The 26,065-nt window shown below is 42.2% G+C and carries 24 protein-coding genes; 10 read left to right on the forward strand and 14 right to left on the reverse strand.

Annotated elements, in window-relative coordinates; translation table 11 throughout:
* Positions 1-17 precede the first annotated feature (17 nt).
* Both BW986_RS09595 and glpK read right to left on the reverse strand, forming a co-directional pair.
* The gene (locus tag BW986_RS09595; RefSeq protein ID WP_076367359.1) at positions 18-485 is read right to left on the reverse strand and encodes a CBS domain-containing protein; all 468 of its coding nucleotides are present in this window, start codon (positions 483-485) and stop codon (positions 18-20) included.
* A 74-nt stretch (positions 486-559) separates the two neighbouring features.
* Complete coding sequence (gene glpK / locus BW986_RS09600; protein WP_076367361.1) at positions 560-2,050, reverse strand: glycerol kinase GlpK; 1,491 nt, start codon at positions 2,048-2,050, stop codon at positions 560-562.
* 191 nt (positions 2,051-2,241) lie between these two features.
* Between glpK and BW986_RS09605 the strand changes: the two genes are divergently transcribed.
* Both BW986_RS09605 and BW986_RS09610 read left to right on the forward strand, forming a co-directional pair.
* Positions 2,242-3,033 carry a TIGR00266 family protein gene (locus tag BW986_RS09605; RefSeq protein ID WP_076367363.1) on the forward strand — a complete coding sequence of 264 codons (792 nt, stop codon included), beginning with the start codon at positions 2,242-2,244 and terminating at the stop codon, positions 3,031-3,033.
* An 87-nt stretch (positions 3,034-3,120) separates the two neighbouring features.
* Positions 3,121-3,327, forward strand: a complete 207-nt coding sequence (locus BW986_RS09610; RefSeq protein ID WP_222620127.1) for a hypothetical protein — start codon at positions 3,121-3,123, stop codon at positions 3,325-3,327.
* A 1-nt stretch (position 3,328) separates the two neighbouring features.
* Here the strand turns inward: BW986_RS09610 and BW986_RS09615 are convergent, their stop codons facing one another.
* A complete protein-coding gene (locus BW986_RS09615) occupies positions 3,329-4,078 on the reverse strand; it encodes a glucose 1-dehydrogenase (protein ID WP_076367365.1) in 750 nt (249 codons plus the stop codon).
* Between the two features lie 243 nt (positions 4,079-4,321).
* On the opposite strand from BW986_RS09615, the gene BW986_RS09620 reads away from it, so the two are divergent.
* A complete protein-coding gene (locus BW986_RS09620; protein WP_076367367.1) occupies positions 4,322-4,624 on the forward strand; it encodes a phasin family protein in 303 nt (100 codons plus the stop codon).
* 15 nt (positions 4,625-4,639) lie between these two features.
* Positions 4,640-6,310, forward strand: a complete 1,671-nt coding sequence (locus tag BW986_RS09625) for an ABC1 kinase family protein (RefSeq protein WP_076367369.1) — start codon at positions 4,640-4,642, stop codon at positions 6,308-6,310.
* A gap of 257 nt (positions 6,311-6,567) precedes the next feature.
* Here BW986_RS09625 and BW986_RS09635 read toward each other — a convergent pair whose 3' ends face one another.
* Positions 6,568-7,500 (reverse strand): catalase family peroxidase, encoded by a 933-nt coding sequence (locus tag BW986_RS09635; protein WP_076367373.1) that lies wholly within the window; start codon positions 7,498-7,500, stop codon positions 6,568-6,570.
* Between the two features lie 154 nt (positions 7,501-7,654).
* Positions 7,655-8,083, reverse strand: coding sequence for an Lrp/AsnC family transcriptional regulator (locus BW986_RS09640; RefSeq protein ID WP_076367375.1), 429 nt, complete (start codon positions 8,081-8,083; stop codon positions 7,655-7,657).
* Between the two features lie 118 nt (positions 8,084-8,201).
* Here BW986_RS09640 and BW986_RS09645 point away from each other — a divergent pair, with 118 nt between their 5' ends.
* Positions 8,202-8,597, forward strand: a complete 396-nt coding sequence (locus BW986_RS09645; protein ID WP_076367377.1) for a carboxymuconolactone decarboxylase family protein — start codon at positions 8,202-8,204, stop codon at positions 8,595-8,597.
* A 91-nt stretch (positions 8,598-8,688) separates the two neighbouring features.
* Here BW986_RS09645 and BW986_RS09650 read toward each other — a convergent pair whose 3' ends face one another.
* Positions 8,689-9,156 (reverse strand): Lrp/AsnC family transcriptional regulator, encoded by a 468-nt coding sequence (locus tag BW986_RS09650; protein ID WP_076367379.1) that lies wholly within the window; start codon positions 9,154-9,156, stop codon positions 8,689-8,691.
* A 173-nt stretch (positions 9,157-9,329) separates the two neighbouring features.
* Here BW986_RS09650 and hisC point away from each other — a divergent pair, with 173 nt between their 5' ends.
* Complete coding sequence (gene hisC, locus BW986_RS09655) at positions 9,330-10,442, forward strand: histidinol-phosphate transaminase (RefSeq protein ID WP_142244559.1); 1,113 nt, start codon at positions 9,330-9,332, stop codon at positions 10,440-10,442.
* A 93-nt stretch (positions 10,443-10,535) separates the two neighbouring features.
* Here the strand turns inward: hisC and BW986_RS09660 are convergent, their stop codons facing one another.
* The 7 genes from BW986_RS09660 to iadA form a co-directional block, all read right to left on the reverse strand.
* Positions 10,536-11,915: an amino acid permease gene (locus BW986_RS09660; RefSeq protein ID WP_076367383.1), complete on the reverse strand. Its 1,380-nt coding sequence runs from the start codon at positions 11,913-11,915 to the stop codon at positions 10,536-10,538.
* A gap of 367 nt (positions 11,916-12,282) precedes the next feature.
* Positions 12,283-13,707 carry a dihydrolipoyl dehydrogenase gene (lpdA, locus tag BW986_RS09665; RefSeq protein ID WP_076367385.1) on the reverse strand — a complete coding sequence of 475 codons (1,425 nt, stop codon included), beginning with the start codon at positions 13,705-13,707 and terminating at the stop codon, positions 12,283-12,285.
* A complete protein-coding gene (locus BW986_RS09670; protein ID WP_076367387.1) occupies positions 13,708-14,982 on the reverse strand; it encodes a dihydrolipoamide acetyltransferase family protein in 1,275 nt (424 codons plus the stop codon).
* Positions 14,983-15,011: 29 nt separating this feature from the next.
* Complete coding sequence (locus BW986_RS09675; RefSeq protein ID WP_076367980.1) at positions 15,012-15,995, reverse strand: alpha-ketoacid dehydrogenase subunit beta; 984 nt, start codon at positions 15,993-15,995, stop codon at positions 15,012-15,014.
* Entirely contained in the window at positions 15,995-17,083 is a 1,089-nt protein-coding gene (gene pdhA / locus BW986_RS09680; RefSeq protein WP_076367982.1) for a pyruvate dehydrogenase (acetyl-transferring) E1 component subunit alpha, read from the reverse strand. The genes BW986_RS09675 and pdhA overlap by 1 nt, the downstream gene beginning before the upstream one ends.
* A 400-nt stretch (positions 17,084-17,483) precedes the next feature.
* Positions 17,484-17,948 carry a hypothetical protein gene (locus BW986_RS09685; protein WP_076367389.1) on the reverse strand — a complete coding sequence of 155 codons (465 nt, stop codon included), beginning with the start codon at positions 17,946-17,948 and terminating at the stop codon, positions 17,484-17,486.
* 481 nt (positions 17,949-18,429) lie between these two features.
* Complete coding sequence (gene iadA, locus BW986_RS09690) at positions 18,430-19,605, reverse strand: beta-aspartyl-peptidase (RefSeq protein ID WP_076367391.1); 1,176 nt, start codon at positions 19,603-19,605, stop codon at positions 18,430-18,432.
* 193 nt (positions 19,606-19,798) lie between these two features.
* Here iadA and BW986_RS09695 point away from each other — a divergent pair, with 193 nt between their 5' ends.
* Positions 19,799-20,107 carry a hypothetical protein gene (locus BW986_RS09695; RefSeq protein ID WP_061461953.1) on the forward strand — a complete coding sequence of 103 codons (309 nt, stop codon included), beginning with the start codon at positions 19,799-19,801 and terminating at the stop codon, positions 20,105-20,107.
* A 192-nt stretch (positions 20,108-20,299) separates the two neighbouring features.
* Here BW986_RS09695 and BW986_RS09700 read toward each other — a convergent pair whose 3' ends face one another.
* Complete coding sequence (locus BW986_RS09700) at positions 20,300-22,318, reverse strand: transglycosylase domain-containing protein (protein WP_260320806.1); 2,019 nt, start codon at positions 22,316-22,318, stop codon at positions 20,300-20,302.
* Positions 22,319-22,633: 315 nt separating this feature from the next.
* On the opposite strand from BW986_RS09700, the gene BW986_RS09705 reads away from it, so the two are divergent.
* The 3 genes from BW986_RS09705 to BW986_RS09715 all read left to right on the forward strand — a co-directional run bounded on the left by BW986_RS09705 (position 22,634) and on the right by BW986_RS09715 (position 25,824).
* Positions 22,634-23,158: a universal stress protein gene (locus BW986_RS09705; protein ID WP_076367395.1), complete on the forward strand. Its 525-nt coding sequence runs from the start codon at positions 22,634-22,636 to the stop codon at positions 23,156-23,158.
* A gap of 433 nt (positions 23,159-23,591) precedes the next feature.
* Complete coding sequence (locus BW986_RS09710) at positions 23,592-24,479, forward strand: cation diffusion facilitator family transporter (protein ID WP_142244560.1); 888 nt, start codon at positions 23,592-23,594, stop codon at positions 24,477-24,479.
* Between the two features lie 235 nt (positions 24,480-24,714).
* Positions 24,715-25,824 carry a histidine kinase N-terminal domain-containing protein gene (locus BW986_RS09715; RefSeq protein WP_076367399.1) on the forward strand — a complete coding sequence of 370 codons (1,110 nt, stop codon included), beginning with the start codon at positions 24,715-24,717 and terminating at the stop codon, positions 25,822-25,824.
* Positions 25,825-26,065 lie beyond the last annotated feature (241 nt).

The following is a 26,065-nucleotide window of genomic DNA, read 5'->3' on the forward strand; positions in this document are numbered from 1 at the left end:
CCTTTTTTGATCTTCATTTATTCCAGCTTTTGAACGAATTCCTTATATAGAGCCCTAAGTGCATCTCCCCTGCTGATGATGCCGACGACTTTATTATTTTTGTCCACGACGGGGATTTTCTTGAAATGATGCTTGGAAAGGACCTTTATCAATTCATCTAACGGATCTTCGGGGGATAGCTTTGTAATCCTTTTATTTTTAATGATTTGCGAGACTTTATCACTCATTTTGGATGTAACCTTTTCATCCAATTCTTCACCGGGAAGAACCGTAATGTAGGTGAAATATCCCATGATGGCTTCTTCTGCAGGTGTCAAATAACGAAGGATATCCCCGTCCGTGACCATTCCCAAAAGCTTATCATGCTCATCGACGACCGGTACCCCGCCCACTTTATTTTCAATTAAAATTCGCAGAATTTCCTTTAATGTAAAATCAGGACGGGCTACAAAGACTTCTCTTATCATGAAATCCTTAACTAACATCTTACCACCCCTTATTTTATGTTTGGACGTTCTGTATTCATCTCTCTCCTCTATTAATAATACCCTTACTTACTCTATTTAAAAACCCTTGCCGCCTGAACTGCCTTTTTCCAGCCAGTATATAAATCTTTCCTTTCCTCTTCTTCCATCCCGGGTTCGAATTTCTTATCGACTGCCCATAGCTTTGAAATCTCTTCCTGATCTTCCCAATACCCGACAGCGAGTCCAGCCAAATACGCTGCGCCTAACGCTGTCGTTTCAGTAATAACCGGTCTTTCGACGGAGACGTTCAGGAGACCGCTTTGAAATTCCATCAAGAAGTTGTTTTTGACAACCCCGCCATCGACCCTCAATGCCTTTAGGTTAATCCCTGAATCGGCTTCCATGGCGCTAAGGACATCTTTTGTCTGGTAAGCCAACGCTTCCAATGTTGCCCGGACGAAATGCTCCTTCGATGTCCCCCTTGTCAGTCCGAATACAGCTCCCTTGACATCACTATCCCAATAAGGGGTACCTAATCCAACAAATGCGGGGACTACATAGATTCCATCCGCTGAAGTGACCCGCAAAGCATACTTTTCACTGTCTTTCGGATCATGCAAGAGTTTCAGCCCATCCCTTAACCATTGTATGGCCGAACCTGCGACAAAAATACTGCCTTCCAAGGCATATTCGACTTTTCCATTCAGCCCCCATGCAATCGTGGTCAATAGGCCATGTTCTGATTTCACTGCCTTTTCTCCTGTATTCATCAGCATAAAGCATCCGGTGCCATACGTATTCTTGGCCATTCCTTTTTCAAAGCATTCTTGGCCGAACAAAGCTGCCTGTTGATCTCCAGCTGCCCCGGCAATCGGGATTTCGTGTCCAAAGAAATGGTGTGGCGCTGTTTTCCCGTATATCTCCGATGAAGAGCGAACATCCGGGAGCATCGATTGCGGCACTTGCAGGATTCCCAGCAGCTCTTCATCCCACTTCAGGTCATGAATGTTATACATCAGTGTCCTTGAAGCATTTGAATAATCGGTTACATGTGCTTTACCACCCGAAAGTTTCCATATCAGCCACGTATCGATCGTACCAAACAATAAGTCTCCGTTTTCAGCCTTTTTCCGTGCCCCATCTACATGGTCGAGAATCCATTTCACCTTTGTACCGGAAAAATAAGCATCAATCAACAAACCGGTTTTCTGCAAAAATAAGTCATCGAGACCCTCATCCTTCATTTGAGTGCAAATTTCGCTTGTCTGCCGGGATTGCCAGACGATGGCATGATGGATCGGCTGACCTGTTTTCTTATCCCATACCACGGTCGTCTCCCGTTGATTCGTAATGCCAATTCCAGCGATCTGTTCCGGTTTTACATTCATTTCCGATAGACAGGAGGCGATTACCGATAGGATGGAACCCCAAATTTCATTGGCGTTATGCTCCACCCATCCAGGATTCGGGAAATATTGGGTGAATTCCTTTTGCGCAATATGCAAGACTTCCCCGCTTTTATTAAATAAAATGGCCCGCGAACTTGTCGTTCCTTGGTCCAATGATAATATGTAAGTTTCCATGGTTGTCTCCCCCTACACTTAAGATAAGGTTCATTTCAGCTTAAGTGTCATGCTGTATTTTCTTTCTTCATTTTACTAGATATACCCTTGAAAACAAAAAATATATAAATTACGGTGCAAAACTGAAAAATATTGGCAGGTTAAGAGTTTATCTTTTACAATGAAAATAAGGCGGATAGGAGGAATGGAAAATGAATAACCATGAAATAGATTTTAAAATATATGGAGATGACATGCAGTTTGTTGAAGTGGAATTGGACCCTCAGGAAACGGTGATTGCCGAAGCGGGAAGTTTAATGATGATGGAAGATCGAATCAAGATGGAAACCATCTTTGGCGATGGGTCTTCGAATGGTGACAGCGGAATGATGGGTAAGTTATTCGGTGCCGGGAAACGGCTCCTGACTGGTGAGAGTCTTTTCATGACGGCTTTTACGAATGAAGGACGTGATAAAAAACACGTTTCATTCGCCTCGCCTTATCCAGGTAAAATCATCCCGATGGATTTAAGCGAGCTAGGCGGGAAAATCATATGTCAAAAAGACGCTTTCCTGGCGGCAGCAAAAGGCGTTTCGGTCGGAATAGAGTTTCAGAGAAAAATAGGGGCAGGCTTCTTTGGCGGTGAAGGCTTCATCATGCAAAAACTTGAAGGAGATGGAATGACCTTCGTTCATGCCGGCGGTACGATCCATAAAAAGGAATTGGCAGCCGGAGAGATTTTACGCGTAGATACAGGATGTTTAGTGGCAATGACTAGCGGGGTAGATTATAATATTGAAACTGTAAAAGGCGTGAAAACCGCTTTATTCGGAGGCGAAGGTTTATTCTTTGCAACATTAAAAGGGCCCGGAACCGTATGGGTGCAATCTTTGCCATTCAGCCGGCTTGCCAGCCGTGTATTTGCTGCAGCGCCGCAAAATGGAGGATCATCCGAAGAAGGCAGCGTAGCTAGAGGCTTATTCAATTTATTCAACGATAAATAAGAACCGACCAATGGCTGCCTTCCTGGCAGTCATTGATCTCTTTTGAAAAGGATGGGTAGCTACATGCAGCTTGTTAAGTGGTCCTACATGAGACGCTATAATATCAGGGCAATTTTTGATCAATTCCCGAATTCGCCTGTTATTTTCCGAAAAATAAGAGATTACTATTTTGTTTATACCGTTCACTGGACAGCTGCCGATGCCCCTATCGGCATAAAAGAGCTTGAAGAAATGGAACAGCTGCTCAACCGTGAGCTCGGAACTGAACTGCAATATCTCTATCGGAAAAAATGAGTTACTCCTCGTACATCATTTTTCTTGTCATGCCTCCATCGACGATAAGATCCGCACCCGTCACGAAATCATTTTCCGTTGCCGTCAAATAAAGACAGGCCCTTGCAATGTCTCCCGGTTTGCCAACCCGATTGGAAAAATGCTGCTGATGATCTTTTTCCCTCAGCAAGTCATACTCTCCCGTTTCAATCCAGCCCGGAGAAATCGAATTGACCGTAATTTTCTCTTTGCCTAAAGAAGCGGCAAGTGCATGTGTCAGTGCTTTGATCCCTCCTTTTGTCGCGGCATAGGATTCCGAATCCGGCTCAGACATTATCGCTCTGGTTGATGCTATATTGATGATTGCACCTCCCTTTTCATTTTTTCGCATCGATTCTGCCGCTGCCCGGGAACAAAGGAAAACACTGCGCAAATTCGTGTTCAACATATCGTCCCATTCCTCAATCGTCAGATCATAAAGCGATTTGAACAATGCCTTTCCTGCATTATTGATTAATATATCAATGGTCTTATATGTTTTTAAAGTTACATCCATCAAATGTTGTATGTCAGCCTCCTTACGTACATCCGTTTTAACGAACATGGCTTCATGACCGTTACTTTTGAGCTCTTCCGCATACAGAACACCTTCCCGCTCGTCCAAATCTGCGAGAACGACAGAAGCGCCGCTTTCTGCATATCCCTTTGCCACGCCTCTCCCTATACCATTCGAAGCGCCTGTTACAATCACCGTTTTATTTGCGAATCCCATTATTCCATCCTCACTTTCACAGATTTGTCCCTATCATAATATCCAATTTGCTTCACTTCAAACATTTCCTTGACTGATCAACTAATCCTTTTCATTATCATCAAAAATCTGCAGGACCCTTATATTTTTGTACGGCCCTAAAGTGATGTATGATAGATAGTAACAACAAGAATGAACCACGGTGAAAGGCATCCGCCATTAGCTTTCTTACAGTGTGAAAATTTATATTGGAGGAATGTAAAAATGGACTTATTAAAAAATGCGTTTTCTTTAGGATTAGGTGCTGCCGCTGCCACAAAAGAGCAAATTGAAAAAGCAGTGGACTCTCTTGTGAAAAAAGGCGATATCTCAAAAGAAGACTCCAAGGTCCTTATTAAGCAATGGGTCGAAAAAGGGGAACAAGCCCAAAGGCAGCTGGATGATTCCGTCAAAGCCAAAGTCAACCAAGCGCTCAATGGCCTAAACTTGGCAACTAAAGAAGAAGTTCAGGAATTGGAGCGCCGTATCGCAATTTTGGAAAAACAGAACCAAAACATACAATCCTGATCAGGAGGTACTTGAATGTTTCGCAAGCGACTGAAACACGCACATCGTTACCAAGAAATCATTAATGCCTTCTTGAAAAATGGTTTTGGTTACTTCATCTATCGTCTGGGATTATCCGAGAGCAAAGCTGCATCGAAACTCCAACCTGATGAAAACCTGAACCTCCGCTCAATTGGAGAGCGGCTGCATACGATATTACAAAGCTTGGGACCTACATTCATTAAACTTGGTCAGATTGCAAGTACGAGGCGTGATTTCGTTCCTGACGAAATCGTCCGCGAACTTGAAAAGCTACAGGACCAGGTCACCCCCTTTCCATTTGAGAGGGTTCGCAAAATTGTCGAAGCCGAATTGGGTGATTCTTTGGAAAACATTTTTCTTGAATTTCATGAAACCCCACTGGCAACCGCTTCGATTGGGCAGGTCCATACGGCACGGCTTCCATCGCAGGAAGTCGTAGCAATCAAAGTGCAGCGGCCCGATATCCTGCCGACTGTGGAAACGGATTTGGAAATTCTCGATGATTTGGCAAGACTGATGGAAGCACGCATATCTTGGGCAAGACGCTACCAGATCAGAAAAATGATTGATGAATTCGCTAAATCACTCCGTTCAGAACTCGATTATAACTCCGAGGGCCGAAACGGGGAAAGAATTGCCAAGCAATTCATCGATGATCAAGGGTTTAAGGTACCAAGGATCCATTGGGAGTTTTCCACAAAAAGGGTCCTGACGATGGATTTCATTCAAGGAATTAAGATCAATCATTATAAACAGCTTGATGATGAAGGTTATGATCGCCGGAAAATCGCGGAAAGATTAGCGAATTCCATGCTTCAGCAAATATTGATCGATGGCTTTTACCACGGCGATCCCCACCCTGGCAATATCATCATTTTGCCAGGGAATGTCGTCGCACTCATGGATTTCGGAATGGTAGGACGGCTGGAGGAAGAAACTAAGTTTCAGTTCGCCTCGCTTGTCATCAATCTGAAACGCGGCAGCACCAATGGATTGATCAAGACGCTTTCAGAGATGGGCCTCCTGACGGACGAAATCGACATGGCCCCATTAAGAGGGGATATCGATGAACTGCGAAATAAATATTATGATATCCCATTGAGCCAAATCAGCTTAGGCGGAGCCGTCAATGACCTGTTCACGGTTGCCAATCGGCATCAAGTCCAAATCCCTCCCGAATTCACGATGCTCGGCAAGGCTTTGCTTACCATGGAGGCCATAGTCGAAGGATTAGATCCGAATTTCAGCATTATGAAGGCAGCTGAACCTTTTGGGGAAAGGCTTTTTAAGGAACGCTACAACCCCAAAAACATTGCGAAGAACGCCTGGAATCAATTCATCGAGTCTGCCGAAGCCATTGCCGAATTGCCCAAGGATATCAAGGAAGTGACAGGTATCATTAAAAAAGGGAAATTGCGGCTCGATATCAACATTCCCGAACTCCAAGTTTTTTTACATAAGCTTGATCAAATCTCGAACCGGCTGTCCTTCAGTATTATCCTGCTAGCATTCAGCATAATCATGGTCGGTCTCATTATCGGCTCTGCAATAGGCGGGGAAACCTTGATCCTATGGAAGATACCGGTCATCGAGATAGGATTTGTCGTTGCAACCCTGATGTTCTTACTTATGCTCTACACCATTTTCAGATCCGGAAAAATGTAAACATACGAAAAAGGGGTTCGGATTGACCACCGAACCATAATTTTAAAACATGACTAGTTTATTGTTTTTTACTGTTATATAAATGAGACCCTCGTAAAATTGAAGAAAATTTGCGACACTCCTGCCGAATAACAGGCTTGCCAAGACCCCACGGGCGGATGCTTTGAAGAGGCTTGGCTCAGTCCGAAGAAAGTAAAGCAGTTTGCCGACAGTCTGAAGGGGACCCTTATAGTAAGGGAATTCCCTTTTTCTTGATTTCATTCGTTATTTATCCGACGTTCATAAGAGACGGCATACGCACTATGGCGAAAATGCAAGATTCGGTCTTCCGGGCATTCGATTCCTTCAGTAATACTGGTTGGATCAAACATTAAAGTATCTTTAAACACTGCCGATTTTCTGGAAATCATTAAATGCCCTATCGTGATTACCTGTTTATCTTCCGACCAAGCCGTGGTTGGATCGTCAGTCGGGTCATTTTCCCCTCCTATTTGGATGTTCAAATTAAAGCCCACCGGACCTTGCTTGAGCCTCTCTTCCATTTCTTCAACCAGATACTCCGGCGAATGCTTGGCCACCTCCCTTTTTTCCAGCATACTAAGGCCGGCATCAGGTACCCACTCGTACTTGATGGCCTGCCGCCTTCCTTCCGCGTTAATGAAATAGAATGCATGAATGGAGTAATATTGACAAGTTGAGAAACTGGCTGGAGAACGCATTTCTTTAAGCATTTGCAGGCTTGCCTTGCTTTCAGGGTATTTCCACAGGATTTTTGCAAGCTCTTTCAGATTGGGGAAACCTTCTTTGGCAGACTTGAAAAAGTCAGCAATATCAATAAACGCTTCCGGTGTTTTCGCAAAGAATAACGGAATGGTCACAGTAATGAGATCTGATTCCTCTCCATTCGGCAATTGAAACTTGACGGCCATGCCCTTTACAGGGGAAATGGCATCAGGATGGCTTGGAATCGGCGAGCTATTTGAAAACCGAATGATCACCGGCACAGCTTCATCCTGAAGATGCGGGGCCACCGTTATTGGGGACGCTTTTCCGTTTGGGGTAAAAACCCCCTCATAAACATATCCCCTTGCATGCGCACGCCGATAACCAGGATATGTTCCAGCTACTTTTTCAATCACATTAACTGCTTCTCTGGCTAGTTCAGGTTTAAAGTCGTCCGTTCCCTCCATGATACCTCACCCCACCTTTTCAGATTCGAATCCATTATTACATGTACCCCTTATTCCGATAGCTTATTCTTATTGAATCACCGAAGGCATTGATCGCCCAAAAAAACACCTGGAAATATCCAGGCGCTGCACACATCATGTTAGAAAAAAATACTCATTCCGGTTCCCGCTCCACCTGTGAAAGGATCACATGGGTGACGGTTGCCGCAAACGGAATGGTCCGATTGATGAATTCCTCCACTTCTTCAAGGCTCTCACTGTGGATTTTTAGCATAAAGCAAGCCTGCCCGGCAATTCGATAACAAAAATCAACATTCGGCACCTTGGAGATATACTTTTTAAATTTCTCATATTCCCCATTTTTTATCGTTGCTTCCACGATACACTCAATTGGAAAACCGATCTTTTTATGATCAATCTCGGCCACATACCCTTTAATGACCCCGAACGACTCCATTTGCCTTACCCGTTCGGCAACGGTGGGGGCGGAGAGCTTTACTTTCTTTGCCAATTCCCTCATGGATATTCGGCTATTCAACGTTAATTCAGCAAGGATGCTCTGGTCTTTTTCATCAATTTTCATTATACAAAAATTCCCCTTCTTTTCTTTACACTCATTCATTATTAAACCATAATACTTTACAAATGGAATTAAAATTCCTGGATTTTTATATTAAGATTATCTCAAAGGAGAGATGTTCATGACAAGAATAAAAAAATCATCGCAGGGATCCAGTCCATTTCAAAGATTATTTCATTCTGAAGAGATTTCGCATAAATGGTCGGACCTCTCAGATTGCATATCTGCAGATGGGAAACTTTCAAAGAAGTTAAAGGAAAACGTCAGAAGGGTCCTGGCATACGGTAATGGCTGCTCCTATTGTCAGGCAAAAGGGATTCCACTAAAGCCTGAAGATATGAAAGAAAGTTATGCAATAGCCTTTGCGGAAGTGTTCCTCTTACAACGTGAAAAAACGGAGGAAAAGTTTTTCCAAGTATTGAAGGAGGCATTCAGTGACGAAGAGATTTCTGAACTATTGGCATTCATTTGTTTTACAACAGCCCAGCAATATTTCGGGGCTTTGATGGATTTATAATAACACCAAAAAAGGAACAGGCACCGTGCCTCGTTCCTTTCTATAAACCTTCATGTGCAAACCCATTTACAAGGATCGGTTGAAATTCCACCTAGTATTTCGCACCATGATCCTCCATTTCATTGATCCTAGGAAGGATGGAGCGGGAAGGTACCGGGGATGTCAAAACCACGGATGTATTCAGATGTCCATAGGGTATTAATCGATCTATCAGTAATCTCATGCTGTCCATATCAGCCAAAGCCGCTTTCAAAAAATATCCAACGGTTCCTGTTACACGATGGCACTCGATAATGTCTAAATCATTTTTCACCAATTGCTCAAAATCGGATACTGGAACCTTAAGTTCACTCACCTGAATGAACACAAGTACACCTCTTCCTATTGCCAGAGGTGATACCCTTGCACTGAACCCCTCAATGATCCCCTTTTCTTGCAGGCGATACATACGTTCAGAGATGCTAGGTCGACTGAGAGCCAATTTCTTCGATAGTTCACTAATCGTAATGCGTCCATCCTTTTGTAAAAGTTCCAGTAAACTGACATCTATTTCATCCATGAAGCAACCGCCTTTCATAATGAAGGAATATAAGCTTATATTTCTTTAAAATGTTGTATGGATAGTGAAAAATACATTCTTTTTTGTATGTAATTTTATCAGTTAATATTCTATCATTAAAATAATCCAATAGAAAAAGAAAATTCAGAATTTACCAAAGGGAGGAACCTGCATTGACCTTTACGAAAATCCCGGTTCGCCAAAACATCGAAAGCATTAGCCCATATGTTTCCGGCAAGCCAATTGAAGAGGTGCAACGTGAACTCGGTCTTGAAACGATCGTTAAATTGGCATCCAATGAGAATCCATTCGGTTGCTCAACTCTAGCAAAAGAAGCCATGATTACCGAAATGGAGCAAACCTCCTTTTATCCTGAAGGCATGGCACCTGCATTAGCTGAAAAGTTGGCAAGGAAATTGAATATCAATAAAGATCATATCATTTTAGGCAATGGATCTGATGAAGTGATTCGTTTGTTAACAAGAACCTATATCCAACAAAATGATGAAGTCATCATGGCTGATGTGACATTTCCACGATATGAAACGAATGTATTGATTGACGGCGGCACACCAGTAAAGATACCTCTTATTAATGGTGTACATGACCTGGAGGGGATGTATGATGCCATAACAGAAAAAACAAGAATGATATTTGTCTGTAATCCCAATAATCCGACAGGAACGATCGTTCAAAAAGAAAAGTTACGCTCTTTTATCGAGAAGGTGCCGAAACATATTTTACTGATTATTGATGAAGCATACTATGAATATGTCGATGATGCAGAATATTTAGAAACCTTGCCACTTTTAAATATGCATTCAAATCTGGTGATCTTACGCACTTTTTCAAAGATTTATGGACTGGCTGCATTAAGGATTGGATACGGTTTAATGGATGCTTCCATCATACAAGAGCTAGTTAAAGTGAAGGAACCCTTCAATACCAATCGTTTAGCACAGGCTGCGGCATTCGCTTCCCTCGACGACCATCCATTTGTTGAGAAATGTGTTCGTAAGAATGGGGAAGGAAGAAGATATTTAGAAAACGAACTAAGCAAGATAGGATTAACATTCTTCCCTTCACATGCCAACTTCTTGATGGTTAAACTGAACCAGCCTGGCAGGAACATTTTTGAGAAGTTATTAATTCAAGGTGTCATCATCCGTTCCGGTCATTTGCTAGGCTATGAAAATACTATCCGCGTGACCATCGGCACTCCACTTGAAAACGAGAGGTTCATATCCTCCTTACAACATATAATCAATGAAACGTCAGGTACATGAACGACGATCGAAATGAAGTTGCAGTATATCGATGATTATTAATGAAAGATACGACATGGACGCCTTTGCCCATGTCGTATCTTTTTCGTGAATTTATTTAGCAATATCCTTTTCTATCATCGTTGTTTCCTGCTCATCCCCACTTTTAAATTTAAAAATGGAAATCGAGATTAATGAAGCCAAGACAATCAGGCAAGCAATGATACTGATCCGATTCTGTTCATTGAACACGAACGTTACACAAATGATGCTTAAGGTGATTATGGCAAACAAGGTTACATATGGAAATCCCCACAATTTAAAACTCGGGGCTTTGGGATATGAATTGCGAAGTTTTAGCTGCGCTAAACAGATGCTGATCCATACAAGGGATACTACAAAACCTGGAAACGCCATTAATAAAGTAAATGCCTTGTCCTGTGCAACGAAAGTAACCATGGAGCCGACGACCAATACAAATGCACTTAATATCAAACTATACAAAGGAACGCCATTTTTTGATACATAAGAGAACGACTTGGGAGCTTCCCCTTCTGCAGCCAAAGAATGCAGCATGCGGGTACACCCATATATTCCAGAGTTAGCAGCAGATAAGACGGCCGTAATTAAAATGAAATTCATGATATGTGCAGATCCCTGAAAACCGGACATTGACAAAACTTGTACAAACGGACTTGCCTGGTCGCTAATTTCGTTCCAAGGAATCAAACCGCAGATTACAAGTATCGGTAAGGTGAAAAATAATACGACTCTCCAAATATAGTTTTTAATGACCTTCGGTAAAATGCGTTCCGCATCCTTTGCTTCGGTTACCGTCACCCCTATTAACTCTGAACCACCATAGGAGAACATGACGATCAGTAATGCCGAAAAGATGGACATCCACCCATTTGGGAAAAATCCTCCATGCCCGGTGAAGTTTTGTAGATAATTAGATCCGCCGCTTGGGATGACTCCAAATAAAATACAGGCTCCCAATATGATGAATACGATGATCATTGTAATTTTAATGCCAGCAAACCAAAATTCGAATTCACCATAATTTTTGACATTCATCATATTAATCCCAATGATGAAAGCCGCACAACCTAAACTTAATATCCAAAGCGGGATTGCTGGGAGCCAATACTGCAAAAAGCTTCCTGCCACCACTACCTCAATGACACATACGGATAGCCACATGAAACAATACATCCAGCCTATGATGAATGAAAAGCGGTTACCGAATGCTTTCCGAACAAAACCTTTCATATTCGTATTTGGATAGACAATTGCCATTTCCGCTATAGCACCCATGACTACAAGCAGTAATAATCCTGCAAAAATATAAGTGAATATAACTCCTGGCCCTGCTAATGATATGGTTTCGGCACTTCCTTTAAAAATCCCGGTACCTATTGCCCCTCCCATTGCCATCATGCTAATATGCCGCGGCAATAATTTCTTTTGCAGTGACCCACCATTTGACTCCATTACATTTGCCTCCTTCATTCCATAAATTTCATATAAAAAATTAAACCCAATCGTTGAATGGCGAATGGATAAGTTAGCTCATCAACCGTTATGGTTTAGGAGTGGAAGGATGCAAAGCCTTCTTGAAAACTTTTCTCATACTTCCCCAAAGTAAAAATGATATCAATATGCCGTTCGTTTTACAAGTGGAATAAAATCGCAGGCCAATACGGCTCCTGTTTGGTCAAACGCCGGGACAGATTTTCGAAGTGGAGTGAATTTGCTGATTGCCTTGCCTTTCGGGGACCAATTACCAGGTTTTTGCCTCCATCAAATAAAACACTTTAATCGGGGACTACATTGGCAATCCCCATGACTTTACCTTTCCCTACTTATTTACGATGTGGATTGCATGTCCCAAAACTGCCTCAGCCGCTTCCATCCATCCCTCAGTCAAAGTTGGATGTGGATGCATGATCAGGGCTATATCTTCGACCCTAGCCGCCAGCTCAAGGGCAAGCACCCCTTCACCTATAAGGTTGGAAGCATCAGCACCTACCATATGCATTCCGAGCAATATGTGGTTATCGGCATCCACGATCACTTCAGCAAATCCTTCCGTTTCATTCGTTGCAAGCGCCCTTCCATTGGCACTGAACGGAAATTTGCCGATTTTGACGCTGTAGCCCTGTTGTTCAGCTTCTTCACGGCTTAAACCAACACCAGCAATTTGTGGGTCCGAGAAGATTACATAGGGAACATTAGGTGAGTCAACTGCACTTGGCAACCCCCCTATCACTTCAGCTGCCACTATTCCCTGTTTGGACGCTCGATGGGCAAGAGCTGGACCAGGTGTAGTGTCACCGATGGCAAAGATGTGCGGCACATTTGTACGACATTCCATATCCACTGCTATATGGCCTTTTTCACCAACTGTAACTCCAGCCCGATTCAGGCCAATTTCTTCAGTGTTAGGTATCCTGCCAATTGTAACCAGAGTCTTTTCACTCACGACCACTTCCGCCCCCTGTTCTTCCGAGGATACATGAAGGTGTACATGACCATCCACTACACTCGCCTTTTCTACCCTCGTGGATGTTTTGATATTCATCCCAAGCTTCTTGGCATTCCGGGTGACTTCCTTTACCAGGTTTTCAGCAATTTGGGGAAGTATGCGATTGGCCATTTCAATGATGGTCACTTTAGTACCTAGCTTTGCAAATGCCATACCCAATTCGATTCCGATATATCCACCGCCAATGATCGACAAGCTTGATGGAACTTCCTGCAGCTGCAAAGATGATGTTGAATCCAATATATATTCCCCATCCACTTTTATGAAGGATGGAATGAAAGGTCTGGACCCCGTGGCAATAATTGCCTGTTCAAACTTGTAGGTTTCAAAATCGCCCTCGGTTTCAACTCCAATACGGTCATCAGATAAAAAGGCTGCTTGACCTTTAACCACTGTCACTCCATTCTCCTTACACAAATGGGCAATTCCTTGCCTCAACTGAGATGTGATGCCCGCTTTCCAATCCTGCCAGACTCCCAAGTCCATAGTGGTTCTTTCCTGGGATAGCCGGATTCCCATTTTCCCTAAATCGTTAAGCCTTTGGTATTGATCAGCTGTGTGAATTAATGCCTTTGAAGGTATACAGCCCCGATTAAGGCAAACCCCGCCCAGCTTATCCTTTTCAACCAGCACGACCGATTTTCCTAACTGGCCGAGACGGATAGCCGCAGCATATCCTCCCGGACCTCCTCCAATGATGATGACATCCGTCTCTACAGCAACTTCCCCTACTACCATTTATCTCATCTCCACAACTAAACGAATTGGATTTTCCAGCAATTCCTTGATTCTATTGGTAAAATGCACCGCTGTTACCCCATCAATCAAACGATGATCGAATGAAAGAGACATATTCATCATTAAACGGATAACACCTTCCAAATCGCGAACGACCATGCGATGTTCCATTTTATGCAAAGCTAGTATGGCCGCTTCCGGATAGTTAATGATCGGGGTCGCGTGCATCCCTCCGATCGGTCCTACATTGCTGATGGTAAATGTACTGCCTGTGATTTGATCTATGCTCAACTTCCCTTCTCGGGCTTGGGCTGCCAATTGCCTGATTTCATCAGCCAGTTGGAAAATGGTCTTTTGATCGGCATGTTTTATGACTGGAACTATAAGACCCTCTTCTGTATTCGTCGCAATCCCAATATGATAATAATTCTTCAGGATGATTTCATTGGTCTTTTCATCAATTGAAGCGTTTAATGTTTTGAACTCCTTTAAGGCGATGACAATGGCTTTAACGAAAAATGGCAAAAAAGTCAACTTAATATCCTTATCATCGGAGTACTCTTTTAATTGATTTTTAAATTCCTTCAATTGGTCCATTTCCAATTCATCTACATGGGTTACATGAGGAATGGTCGAAACCGACTTTACCATATGTTCAGCGATTTTTTTTCGAATGCCTTTAAGCGGAATCCTCTCTTCCCACTCATTTTCCATTCCTTTTGCCTGGATGGCATCCTTCATCAGGGCCATCTCTTGAACCATCTTGTTATCATGATGTTTGGCATTTTCCAGTGTAATCGAGTTATTTTCTTTAAACTGCTTCAGGTCACTTTCGGTAATTCGCCCAGCCGGACCGGAGCCTTTAACCTTCTCGATATCAACCTTCATTTCCCTCGCCAATTGACGAACGAATGGCGTTGCCAACGCACGCATTACATGCTGTTTAGTCGTAATATGCTCTGCATTTACTTTTACATCACCAGATTGCACGCCTTGGATTTCTTCGTCAATCATGCCTTTATCCGGAACTGACACATCGTTCTCTTCCTGAATTGTGAATATAGTGGTTCCCACTTCCACGATATCCCCTTCGGAAAAAAATATTTTCTTCACCACTCCAGCTGCAGGAGCCGTCAATTCCGCATTGACTTTATCCGTTTGCACCTCAACAATGGGTTGGTCCTGTTTTACCGCCTCCCCTTCTTTGATGAGCCATTGGATAATTTCCCCTTCATGCATCCCTTCCCCTACATCAGGAAGTTTAAATTCCATCATGCGTCATCCTCCTTCTCCCCTTATCACAATCAAAATGATAACGTTTCGACAATTCCTTGTTTTACACGGTCAACAGTCGGTAAATAATGATCTTCTATGGTAAACGGCGGAACCGGTACATCAAATCCTGTTACACGCTTAATCGGCGCTTTCAGGTAAATAAGAGCTTCATCATTAATGATGGAGATAATCTCCGCACCTAATCCGGCAGTCTTATGGGCTTCATGGACGATCAATGCACGACCTGTCTTTTTGATGGATTGCACGATCGTATCCCTATCTAAAGGGTATAATGTTCGCAGATCGACCACTTCACACTTCCAGCCTTTTTCTGCTTCAATCTTCTTCGCGGCATTCAATGCCTCCCTTAACATGGCCCCCCATGCATAAATGGTCAGGTCACTTCCCTCCTGGACCACTTTTGCTTGACCGATTGGTATTCGGTACATCTCGTCGGGAACTTCTTCCTTGAAAGCCCGATACAATTTAGTCGGTTCCAAAAAAATCACCGGATCTGGATCTTCAAGGGCTGAAATGAGCAGCCCTTTTGCATCATATGGATTACTTGGTGCAACCACCTTTAAACCCGGGGTATGGGCAAAAAAGGTTTCGACACTTTCGGAATGCAGTTCGGGGCCCCTGATTCCTGCACCATATGGAGTACGGATTAAAAGGGGAACCCCAAATTGCCCACGGGTGCGATACCTCATACGGGCAGCATGGGAAACGAGTTGTTCGAATCCCGGATAAATAAAGGCGAGAAACTGTATCTCTACTATGGGCAGCATTCCGTTAAGGGCTAAACCAATGGCAGAGCCGATGATTCCCGATTCAGCTAATGGCGTATCAACGACTCTATCTTTTCCATACTTCTCATAAAGTCCTTCCGTCGATCGAAAAACCCCGCCATTCACTCCAATATCCTCACCCATGATCATCACGCGATCATCATGACCCAGCATTTGGTCCATCGCTTCCGTAATTGCCTGGAGCATCGTTAAATTTTTGCCCATTATTTCTTCCCGCCTTTCCTTAAGATTTGGTTCAATTCCTGCTTCTGTTCCTTTAAATGCCATGACTCCTCGGCATATACATGGTTAAACATTTCGAGCGGGTCGGATTTTGGATACCCTTCGGCTTTTTGAAGGTGAGCATCAATCAGTTCGTTGAATTGTTTTAACGCCAATTCCTCCTGCTCTTCATTCCAGTGACCCTCTTTTATCAAATACTTTCTAAGACGTGTAATGGGATCCCGGTTTTCCCTCCAGAACGTTGAAACTTCGTCCTGATCGCGATATATGTTCGGATTGTCTGCAGTAGTATGAGCGCCATAACGAAAGGTAATGGCTTCGATTAATGTAGGTCCTTCCCCTTTAAGCGCTCTTTCGACAGCCTGCTTTACAGTCAGCCATACTGCGAAAATATCATTTCCATCCACTCGCACCCCATGGATGTCATAAGCTGCAGCCCGCTGGGATATTGTTTTGGATGCAGATTGCTTTTCAAAAGGGACACTGATCGCGTAGCCATTATTTTGGCAGAAAAAGATTGTTGGGGTTTTATAAACGCCAGCAAAATTCAGTGCCTCATGAAAGTCCCCTTCAGAAGTTGCTCCATCACCAAAATAAGCAATACTAACATTCTTTTCTCCTCTAATCTTACTTGCCCAAGCCGTTCCAACGGCATGAACCATTTGAGTGGCAATTGGAACACTTGGAGGCAATATCCTTTTTCCTTCTGGACAAATCGAGCCATCAAAATGCGCCATCCAGTATAGGAAAACACGGTATAATTCCTGCCCATGAATGATTGCCGCTCCATGATCACGGTATGTGGGAAACATCCAATCCCCCGCCGACAACGCTAAAGCGCTTCCTACCTGGGATGCCTCCTGTCCTTCAAATGGTGCATAAGTTCCAATCCTGCCTTGGCGCTGGAGATTAATTGATTTTCGGTCAAATGTTCTGAGCAGGAGCATGCTCTCATACATCTTTAACATCAGTGATTTATCGATTTTTCCATCAATCGTTTCAATGATTTCCCCATCAGGAGTCAATACACGAAATATTTCCGGCTCAACCTCATTTGAATACGCTTTCATTATTGGGTTTCCCGTCTTTTCCATTTCATTTCTCCCCTTAAGATAGATTTGTTTCGCAAACTTACCAAGGTTTTGAACAGTCATGAAATAACAGCCCAAAATATATTTATTGGTCTTTATGTCTGTGATTAAATGCTGTTTCATAAACTACATTTCCTTATATAAAAGGATAATACATCCATCTTTTTAATAATATGTTAAATAGAATGAATTTTTCACAGTTTACCTTTATTTAGAATATGTTTTCTGATACATTACCTTCATTTTGAAAATAAGAACCATTAATGGGGAAATTTCAAATTGCTTACTTACAAATTGTTGATATGCTCGATCGATTCAAGACCTATCCAAAAAGTATCCCGCACAAAAAAGACCCATTATATAATAAATGGGTCTTAGACTAGTTGCCTGCCGTTTTTTCTTTAAATATGTTACTGTTGATTTCAGAAATCCGCTCCCTTTCCGCCGACTGTCTGCCAAGCCTCCTCGACACAAGCGTTTGTGGGGTCTCGGCTAGCCAGTTATTCGGCAGGAGTGTCGCAATTTTCTTCAATCCTTTGAGGGTTTCATATAACAAAAAAACATAAAGAGCGAGTTTGCCTGCCGTTTTTTCTTTAAATATGTTACTGTTGATTTCGGAAATCCGTCCCCTTTCCGCCGACTGTCTGCCAAGCCTCCTCGACGCAAGCGTCTGTGGGGTCTCGGCTAGCCAGTTATTCGGCAGGAGTGTCGCAATTTTCTTCAATCCTTTGAGGGTTTCATATAATAAAAAAACATAAAGAGCGAGTTTGCCTGCCGTTTTTTTCTTTAAATATGTTACTGTTGATTTCGGAAATCCGTCCCCTTTCCGCCGACTGTCTGCCAAGTCTCCTCGACGCAAGCGTCTGTGGGGTCTCGGCTAGCCAGTTATTCGGCAGGAGTGTCGCAATTTTCTTCAATCCTTTGAGGGTTTCATATAATAAAAAAACATAAAGAGCGAGTTTGCCTGCCGTTTTTTTCTTTAAATATGTTACAGTTGATTTCGGAAATCCGCTCCCTTTCCGCCGACTGTCTGCAAAGCCTCATCAAATCGAGCGCCTGTGAGGTTTCGGCTAGTCAGTTATTCGGCAGGAGTGTCGCAAATTTCTTCAATTCATTGAGGGTTCATTCAATTCCAAGTTTACTTATTAATTAAGGGTTTGGGATTACATCAATCGAATTCCCTTTTGTAGACAAACTAAGAACTATAATATAATTATGTTTTTTTTTCATTTCATGATTGATGGGGGCACGCACCGGAAATCGCTCCTGCCATAACAGCAATCCATCCATTCCCGGAATACCTTACCAACGAAAATTAGAAAGATCTATCTTTCAAATGTTCCTTTCACGACTGCTTGACCATCTTTGACCATGACCTGCCCCATCGCGATAACACTATTCATTTCTAAAGTTTTTTTCTTCATCAAGATGATATCGGCGTCCTTACCTACCGCAAGCTGCCCCTTTGTAGAAAGTTTTAAAATGTTTGCCGGATTTTCCGTCACAACTCGTATGGCATCGGCAATTGTCACTCCATCCTCGATGATCGCATCGACAACACAATCATATAAGGACATGCATGTACCAATGTTCAAACCGCGCAGGTTACCGCCCCCATCGAAGTCAGGCAGGCTGGCTTGTCCATCTGAAGTTATGGTGATCTGCCCGATATCAACGCCTTCTTCCAGTGCCATTTTTATTGCTGTACTTGCTTTGACCTCGCCTTCTTCAAGGAACTTCTGGATCGTACTTGTCGTAAAATCGATATACCCCCCTTTTTTTGCATATTCCACACCTGCATAGAATAAATGCGGATTTCGGTTTATATGTGTAGGGTAGAATTGAGTGATCGGTATTTCCGTTGTCTCGACAACTTCTTCAATTACATGCAAATGATCCAGACTGTCGCCTACATGAATGTTGACGATACCGCTTTTCCCGGACAACAGACCTCCATTACGAGCCTGAGAGGCCAGTTTAGCAAGTTCAGCTGCAGTCGGCTGTGAAGAACGATGATCGGCAATGGCTATTTCGCCAACACCGATAATTTTATCCACAAGAATCAAATCATCTTCAATCTTACCGGTTAACGTCTTGACTGGAACTTGATAGGAACCAGTTTGAACGAAACAGCTAATTCCTTCTTCTTCAAGCGCTCTCGCTTTAGCAAGCAGTGCTGGCATGGTCCTTGTCGTTCCATCTGTTCCGATGACCCCTACCAATGTCGTTATACCCGCTAAAGTCGCATCTGTTAATTGGATTTCTGGTGTCCTCGTTTTAAAGCCCCCTTCCCCACCTCCGCCGATAATATGTACGTGAGCATCTATAAAACCCGGAACCACAATTTGACCACTCGCATCAATCACTTTCATTTCAACGAAATTGGCAGGTACATCAATCTTGTCCTCAATGAAGCCAATTTGCTTTCCAACCAAGAGGATATCTTTTTGGCCCATATATTCCGGACCATAAAGCTCCCCATTTTTAATAAGTGTGAGCATTGTTCGTTTCCCCTCCCAAAATTGAAATTTTCAAATAGGTTTCAAAATCTTTCACTCGGGTAAATATACAACATGACCCGCTAACAATTACATAAAAAAGACCAAACATACTTGTTCATTTTAAAAAGTTGTAGCTGAATTGACATCTTGATTATGCTTTTCAAAAAGTATAAAAACAAAAGGAGTAAACGACATGAATAAAGTGATTTCTTCTGATATTAAAACAAATAAAAGATTATCCATGCGACAAATCATGAACCTATATCAAGTTACAAAAGAATTTAAAGGGAATATATATTTTATCTGCAACCATAAATTGGTCGATGCCAAGAAACTTTCGACTTTCGTATCCTTTGTGCTCATTCTTCAAGAGTGTGCAACCATGAAAGTCATACTTGAAGGCGAGAATGTACATGCCATGCTAGAAAAAGTACAGGCTATTTGTAAAGAAAACGATGAAAGTGCATTTGGTTTCCAATCGAACCAAACCGTCAATATTTAATAATAATTCCAACTACGTCATGAAGAGGGTGTATAGATATGAGAACCATTTTAATGGTGATAGGCGCAATCGTCGTAATCGGCATAATAGCAAATCTCATTTTTTAAGAACGATGAAAGACTGTCAATTATTGACAGTCTTTTTTGTTGATTGAATTAAGCAAATGCTTGTTCATGCTCCCTTTCCTAAGAATCACCACGGCAACTCCCAGTCCCTCCATTTATTCAAACCTTCCCGAATTTCATTTCCTTTATCAATCCAATATTGTCTCCTTTGCTCCTCTTCTTCTTTTGCCTTTTGCTCAGCTACTTGTGCCTTTTGCTCAGCTACTTGTGCCTGTTGTTCAGCTATAAGCGGACCGATATCTTGAGCTTTAAAGGATTGGGCGGCTTGATTCTGTATAGCTTGCGACATTATTTTTTGAAAGATGAGTGCACTTCCCTGACTGCTGTGTGTCGTTAGATAATGCTTTTCGTCCGTCTTATCATATCCAGCCCATACAGCACCGACCAGCGAAGGAGAATAACCGATGAACCATTGATCTTTAACCCCTGATATTCCTTCGATGGGAACTTGTGTGGAACCTGTTTTACCTGCTATTTCATAACCGGAAACAGCCGCGTTTTTCCCTGTGCCATATTCCACTGTTCCTAGCAGCATGGCATTCATTTTGTCGACGGCGCCTTCAGAGGTCACTTTGGTGCTTTTCTCTTTCCAGGCTGCCACCTCTTTCCCATCGGCATTTTCTATTCTTACAATGGCATGGGTTTCCATCCTTTCCCCATCGTTGGCGAAAGCTGAAAAGGCTCCCGCCATCTGCAGCGGGGACACACCTTTTTTCATCCCCCCCAAAGCTATCGATAGGTTTCGATCATCCTTTTCATATGGAATCCCAAACCGATCAAGTGAATCAAGCCCCTTATCGATGCCAATCTCATTTAATAGCCAAACCGTTGGTACATTCAAGGAATTCATCACCGCTTCATACATGGGCACTTCTCCTTTATATACACCACTAAGGTTTGTTGGCTCATATTCACCGAAGCTCATTTTTTCATCCTTTAAAGGGTCAGTGATATCGTATCCCTCTTCAACCGCTGGCAAGTATACGACAAGCGGTTTAATCGATGAACCAGGAGATCTTGTCAGCTGGGTTGCCCGGTTATATCCCATGAATTGATGCTTACCTCTCCCACCGACAAGCGCCTTTATGCCCCCCGTTTCAGGATCAAGGAGGACAGATCCGCTTTGAACCAGTTCATCTGCACTTGTTCCCACTGGAAAATTGGCATCATTCGCATACACGGTTTCTGTGGCCTGCTGCATGGATTGGTCCAGTGTCGTGTAAATCTTGTAGCCCTTTGAAAGCAGCTCCTCAAGCTTAATTCCATATTTACTCGATGCTTCTGATAAAACATGATCGACAAAATAAGGATATTTACCTCTTAATGGATCGGTTTCCTTCTCCCCCATAAGAAGTGTCACCGAATCTTTTTTTGCAGCTGCTTCTTCATCTTTCGTCAAATAACCATGTTCCGCCATTCTCGAAAGAACCAAATCACGCCTCTTGACTGCCCCGTCTAAATTCTTGTATGGATCAAGTTTGGATGGCAAGTTAATGACACCCGCCAGCAAAGCTCCCTCGGCAACGGTCAATTCAGAGACCTCTTTGGAAAAATAAATATTTGCAGCCTTTTTGATGCCCCATGCCCCATGGCCAAAATAAACTTGATTCAAGTACATTTCCAGAATTTCATCTTTTGTATATTGATTTTCAACTTCCTGGGCTAGAAAAAACTCTTCTATCTTCCTCTTCAATGTTCGATTCGATTCCAGCATCGTGATTTTCACAAGCTGCTGGGTGAGAGTGCTCCCGCCTTCAACAACACTTCCAGCCTTCGCATTTTTAACCAAAGCCCGCATAATCCCTTGATAATCTATGCCGTGATGTTCATAAAAACGGTGATCCTCAATGGAAACCACCGCTTGTTTCATATGTTCCGGTATTTCATCTATCGCAACCCCTTCGGATTTATTTGCAGTGATCGTACTGGCAAGGTTCCCATCCAGATCATAGATTCCTGTCGGTTGCTGAAGACTATTTTCAAGATGACTTATATCCGCACCCTGCCTGAAATACAATAGTGAACCTGCGCCTAAAACCACAATCGCCAATACTATAATTAGACCTAATTTCACTAACCCTTTCATTTGTACCCCCATTTTTCCATCTGAGACATGTTTCATTAAAAATATTTTACCCTTTTTATTAAAGAAAACTCGCCGGTTTAATAAAAGGCATCCTTTTCTTGTAGAACTTACTCGCGAATTGGCATCCCTGCCTGATACCCCTTCATCGCCTGAGCATGCCAGCTAATGAAGGACCAGATTTCATCCTACCATTTTAACTATGCTCGTATCTATCCTTTACCCTTAAAAGGCAATCTATATACCGATTAAGGCGTGATGCCATTTAAAAGTGGGTATAGCACTTTTAAGGTCTTATAAAGGGGAGAGATGATATTAATGAAAGACTTAAAACATATTGTCGTCGCTTTTGATGGAAATGAAGAGAGTAAACGGGCCGTGGAATATGGAGCAATATTGAAAAAGGCCTTTCCAAAAGCCAAGTTGACAGTAGTACATGTCCTGAATGATAAGGTTGAACAACGTATCATGGGAGACGCATCGGCTCCGGGGTTCGTACCTGCTGCCGGATTTTATGTGGATCCAGTCCAGACACATCCCGTTATTGAAGTCGATCAGCCAGGACCTCAAAAGGTAAATGACACCCCTTCTCCCGTCGAGAATAGCATTCAGAACGCAGAAAGGAATACGTTGAGATTGTTAAGTGAATGTCAAGTCGAGGGAAAATTCGAAATATTGGAAGGGTATGCGCCAGATAGCGTATGTGCCTTTGCAGCAAGAACTTCAGCCGATCTTATCGTTGTCGGCAATAGCGCTAAAAGCGGTTTGGAAAAATTCTTCCTTGGCAGTACAAGTAGTTCCATTGCGAAAAACGCGCCCTGTTCGGTATTCATTGCAAAATGAAGATTGAGCGGGTACGCCCTGTATGGCTCAAGTAAAGCATTCTCCGAAAAAGGCCGGATCCCTATAGAATCCGGCCTTTTTGTTAATAGGTTTTTTTCAATAATACATTTGGAGCAGCCGAAAAAACACCGGGGCACTAATATCTGCCCAAAACCACATCCTACACCAGTGCTAACTATCAGGTTCAAAGTGTCACTCTCAGCCATTTGGCTCCACTTACGGAAGTATTTAATGTTCGATCATCGGTTAGAATATACTATTAGTTTCTACAAATGACAATTAAAGAAAAAGTACATATCATCTCAATTTGCCATTTCCATTTTATGGCGGTATTCTTTCGTTTAACCAACTTCTTTACAGACCTTCATTACACCTGCCATTAACCAAGTTAGATGGCTAAATACGACAATTTTCTATAGGGGAGGGAATGGATATGGATAAACATTCGATTTCAGCTGAAAAAGGCGCCTACATAAGCATTGCCGCTTACATATTCTTGTCTGCTCTTAAATTGTCATTTGGTTATTTCGGTGATTCTAAAGGGCTTTGGGCTGATGGTTTAAATAATACGACCGATATCATCGCTTCCTTAGCCGTATTGATCGGTTTGAAAATATCAAAGAGACCTCCTGATGATAATCATTCATATGGTCATTTACGGGCGGAAACCGTAGCCTCGTTGGTAGCTGCCTTCATCATGATCACCGTGGGCCTCCAGGTAGTATTCAGTGCCATTGAATCCTTCTTTCACCAAGATTCAACAACCGTTCCCAGTATGGTGACCGGTTATGTCGCTCTTTTCTCTGCAATTTTCATGTACGGAATCTACCGTTATAACTTATCATTAAGTAAAAAGATCAACAGCTCTTCCATCTATGCAGTTGCACAGGATAATCGTTCCGATGCCCTTGTCAGTATTGGTGCTTTCATTGGAATAATCGGTTCTAAGATGGGAATTCCTTGGCTGGATGCGATAGCTGCAGCAGTCGTGGGGGTCATCATATGCAAAACGGCATGGGACATCTTTCGTGATGCCTCCATCTCTTTAACTGATGGTTTCGACGAGCAGCTCCTGCAAAAGATCGGACAAACCATTATATTGACAGAAGGTGTTAAAGACATGAGTGAAATTAAAGCCCGGATGCATGGAAGTGAAATCCTGCTCGAAACTACCGTTCATGTTAACCCTCTTTTGACCGTCATTCAAGGTCATGATATTACGGTTAAAATCGAAGAAAATCTTTTGAAGGAATATAATATCCAGCATGCGATCGTTCACATCGAACCATATGCATTCAAAAAAAAAGGTAACCGACATTAACTTTGCGGATACCTTTTTTTGTTATTAATTCCTGTAATTACTGTAATAAAACTGTGTCAAAAAAAGGGATTTATTGATTGATTGCCGAATATTATCCAATTGACACATGTTAAAAGGACATTAATCTGTTATCATGAAATCAAGATGTAATTATTTTGATATTTTGTAACTTTATTCAAATAAAGCAATTTCTGGGTCAAAAGTAAATTCATTTTCCTACAGTATGGAGGGCAAAATGGTATCTAATCGAGAAATGACCATTCACTTTTTATCTTCTCAAAAAAGCAGTATCATTTCCAAATGGAAAGATGAGTTGCTGCATTTACCGGACGGATATCTTGGGTATTTTAAAGGAGAAGTGGAAAATATTTTCAATCTGCTAATGGATCAGCTTGGAAAATCGGATACTGAAATAGACGATGTACTGAAGGTCGTAGGGGGAAAAATTGCGTCTGATCGAGTTAATAAGCAATTGGATATGGAAAATTTCTTTTCCACTGCAACCATCGGGAGATCCATCATCATAGAGCATGTTTTGAATTCCGAATCACCCAAAGAAGAAATATCGGATCTAATTAAGCAAGTAAACGTTTACTTCGATAAACTCATTCATTTTGCATTATCCCATTATACCGAGTTGAAAACGATGGAACTTGAAGAACGCTATCAATTCATAAGCCCAAACCATAAAGACCGTTTGACACTTCTTGGCCAAATGACCTCAAGCTTTGTCCATGAATTCAGAAATCCACTGACTTCCATCATGGGATTCATACAATTGTTACAGGCAGAACAACCTGAGATAAAATACCTTGATATCATTTCGAAGGAATTGGATCAGCTCAATTACCGGATCACACAATTTCTTAATATTTCCAAAAAGGAAACTTCAGCATCACCACCTGATCTATTTTCCATTGCTCAGCTTGTGAATGAGGTGATCGAATTTTTATATCCAAGCATTTTGGAAGTTAATGCTTCCATTACTTGTAATATTGCCGAGGATGCCGTAATTTCCGGTTCTAAAGAAGAATTCCGTCAAGTTTTACTTAATATCATATTAAATGCTCTTGATGTGGTTGCAGGGATGCCTTCCCCATCCATTTACATTTCAGGCTCTGAATCACCACCCGGCATTCTTACTTTAAATATATCGAACAATGGGCCGAAGATACCTGATGACGTCTTGCCGAATATATTCGAACCATTCATCACCACAAAAAAAAGAGGAACGGGATTGGGATTATTCGTCTGTAAAGAAATCGTTTTAAAGCATCAAGGAACCTTATCCTGTCACTCTACCGATTTCCTTACGACCTTTTCCATACAATTAAAAACTAAATAATGGATAAATATCCTTTTTTCCTTAGGTTTTTAGTGTGAAATTTTTGACTGATTGACGTCCAGTTACTTATACTAATAGGTAGGTTCCACTACTAATCGAGGTGAATGATCCTATAGATTGAAAATAAAAACCAGAGAAATTTTCATACGAGATAGACGAGACTTATTTTTCATCTAACATTTTATATTCTAATATCATTTCATTCATAATTGGTTTTGGGAGGTGACTGGGATAATTAAAT

It is taken from the genome of Peribacillus simplex (assembly GCF_900156045.1).
Lineage (GTDB): Bacteria > Bacillota > Bacilli > Bacillales > DSM-1321 > Peribacillus > Peribacillus simplex_D.

Bases quoted from the DNA above. Each gene is read 5' to 3' on its own strand.
- BW986_RS09595 (WP_076367359.1), bottom strand. From the start codon at position 485: ATGTTAGTTAAGGATTTCATGATAAGAGAAGTCTTTGTAGCCCGTCCT.
- glpK (WP_076367361.1), bottom strand. From the start codon at position 2,050: ATGGAAACTTACATATTATCATTGGACCAAGGAACGACAAGTTCGCGG.
- BW986_RS09605 (WP_076367363.1), top strand. From the start codon at position 2,242: ATGAATAACCATGAAATAGATTTTAAAATATATGGAGATGACATGCAG.
- BW986_RS09610 (WP_222620127.1), top strand. From the start codon at position 3,121: ATGAGACGCTATAATATCAGGGCAATTTTTGATCAATTCCCGAATTCG.
- BW986_RS09615 (WP_076367365.1), bottom strand. From the start codon at position 4,078: ATGGGATTCGCAAATAAAACGGTGATTGTAACAGGCGCTTCGAATGGT.
- BW986_RS09620 (WP_076367367.1), top strand. From the start codon at position 4,322: ATGGACTTATTAAAAAATGCGTTTTCTTTAGGATTAGGTGCTGCCGCT.
- BW986_RS09625 (WP_076367369.1), top strand. From the start codon at position 4,640: ATGTTTCGCAAGCGACTGAAACACGCACATCGTTACCAAGAAATCATT.
- BW986_RS09635 (WP_076367373.1), bottom strand. From the start codon at position 7,500: ATGGAGGGAACGGACGACTTTAAACCTGAACTAGCCAGAGAAGCAGTT.
- BW986_RS09640 (WP_076367375.1), bottom strand. From the start codon at position 8,083: ATGAAAATTGATGAAAAAGACCAGAGCATCCTTGCTGAATTAACGTTG.
- BW986_RS09645 (WP_076367377.1), top strand. From the start codon at position 8,202: ATGACAAGAATAAAAAAATCATCGCAGGGATCCAGTCCATTTCAAAGA.
- BW986_RS09650 (WP_076367379.1), bottom strand. From the start codon at position 9,156: ATGGATGAAATAGATGTCAGTTTACTGGAACTTTTACAAAAGGATGGA.
- BW986_RS09660 (WP_076367383.1), bottom strand. From the start codon at position 11,915: ATGGAGTCAAATGGTGGGTCACTGCAAAAGAAATTATTGCCGCGGCAT.
- lpdA (WP_076367385.1), bottom strand. From the start codon at position 13,707: ATGGTAGTAGGGGAAGTTGCTGTAGAGACGGATGTCATCATCATTGGA.
- BW986_RS09670 (WP_076367387.1), bottom strand. From the start codon at position 14,982: ATGATGGAATTTAAACTTCCTGATGTAGGGGAAGGGATGCATGAAGGG.
- BW986_RS09675 (WP_076367980.1), bottom strand. From the start codon at position 15,995: ATGGGCAAAAATTTAACGATGCTCCAGGCAATTACGGAAGCGATGGAC.
- pdhA (WP_076367982.1), bottom strand. From the start codon at position 17,083: ATGAAAGCGTATTCAAATGAGGTTGAGCCGGAAATATTTCGTGTATTG.
- iadA (WP_076367391.1), bottom strand. From the start codon at position 19,605: ATGCTCACACTTATTAAAAATGGGGAGCTTTATGGTCCGGAATATATG.
- BW986_RS09695 (WP_061461953.1), top strand. From the start codon at position 19,799: ATGAATAAAGTGATTTCTTCTGATATTAAAACAAATAAAAGATTATCC.
- BW986_RS09700 (WP_260320806.1), bottom strand. From the start codon at position 22,318: ATGAAAGGGTTAGTGAAATTAGGTCTAATTATAGTATTGGCGATTGTG.
- BW986_RS09705 (WP_076367395.1), top strand. From the start codon at position 22,634: ATGAAAGACTTAAAACATATTGTCGTCGCTTTTGATGGAAATGAAGAG.
- BW986_RS09710 (WP_142244560.1), top strand. From the start codon at position 23,592: ATGGATAAACATTCGATTTCAGCTGAAAAAGGCGCCTACATAAGCATT.
- BW986_RS09715 (WP_076367399.1), top strand. From the start codon at position 24,715: ATGGTATCTAATCGAGAAATGACCATTCACTTTTTATCTTCTCAAAAA.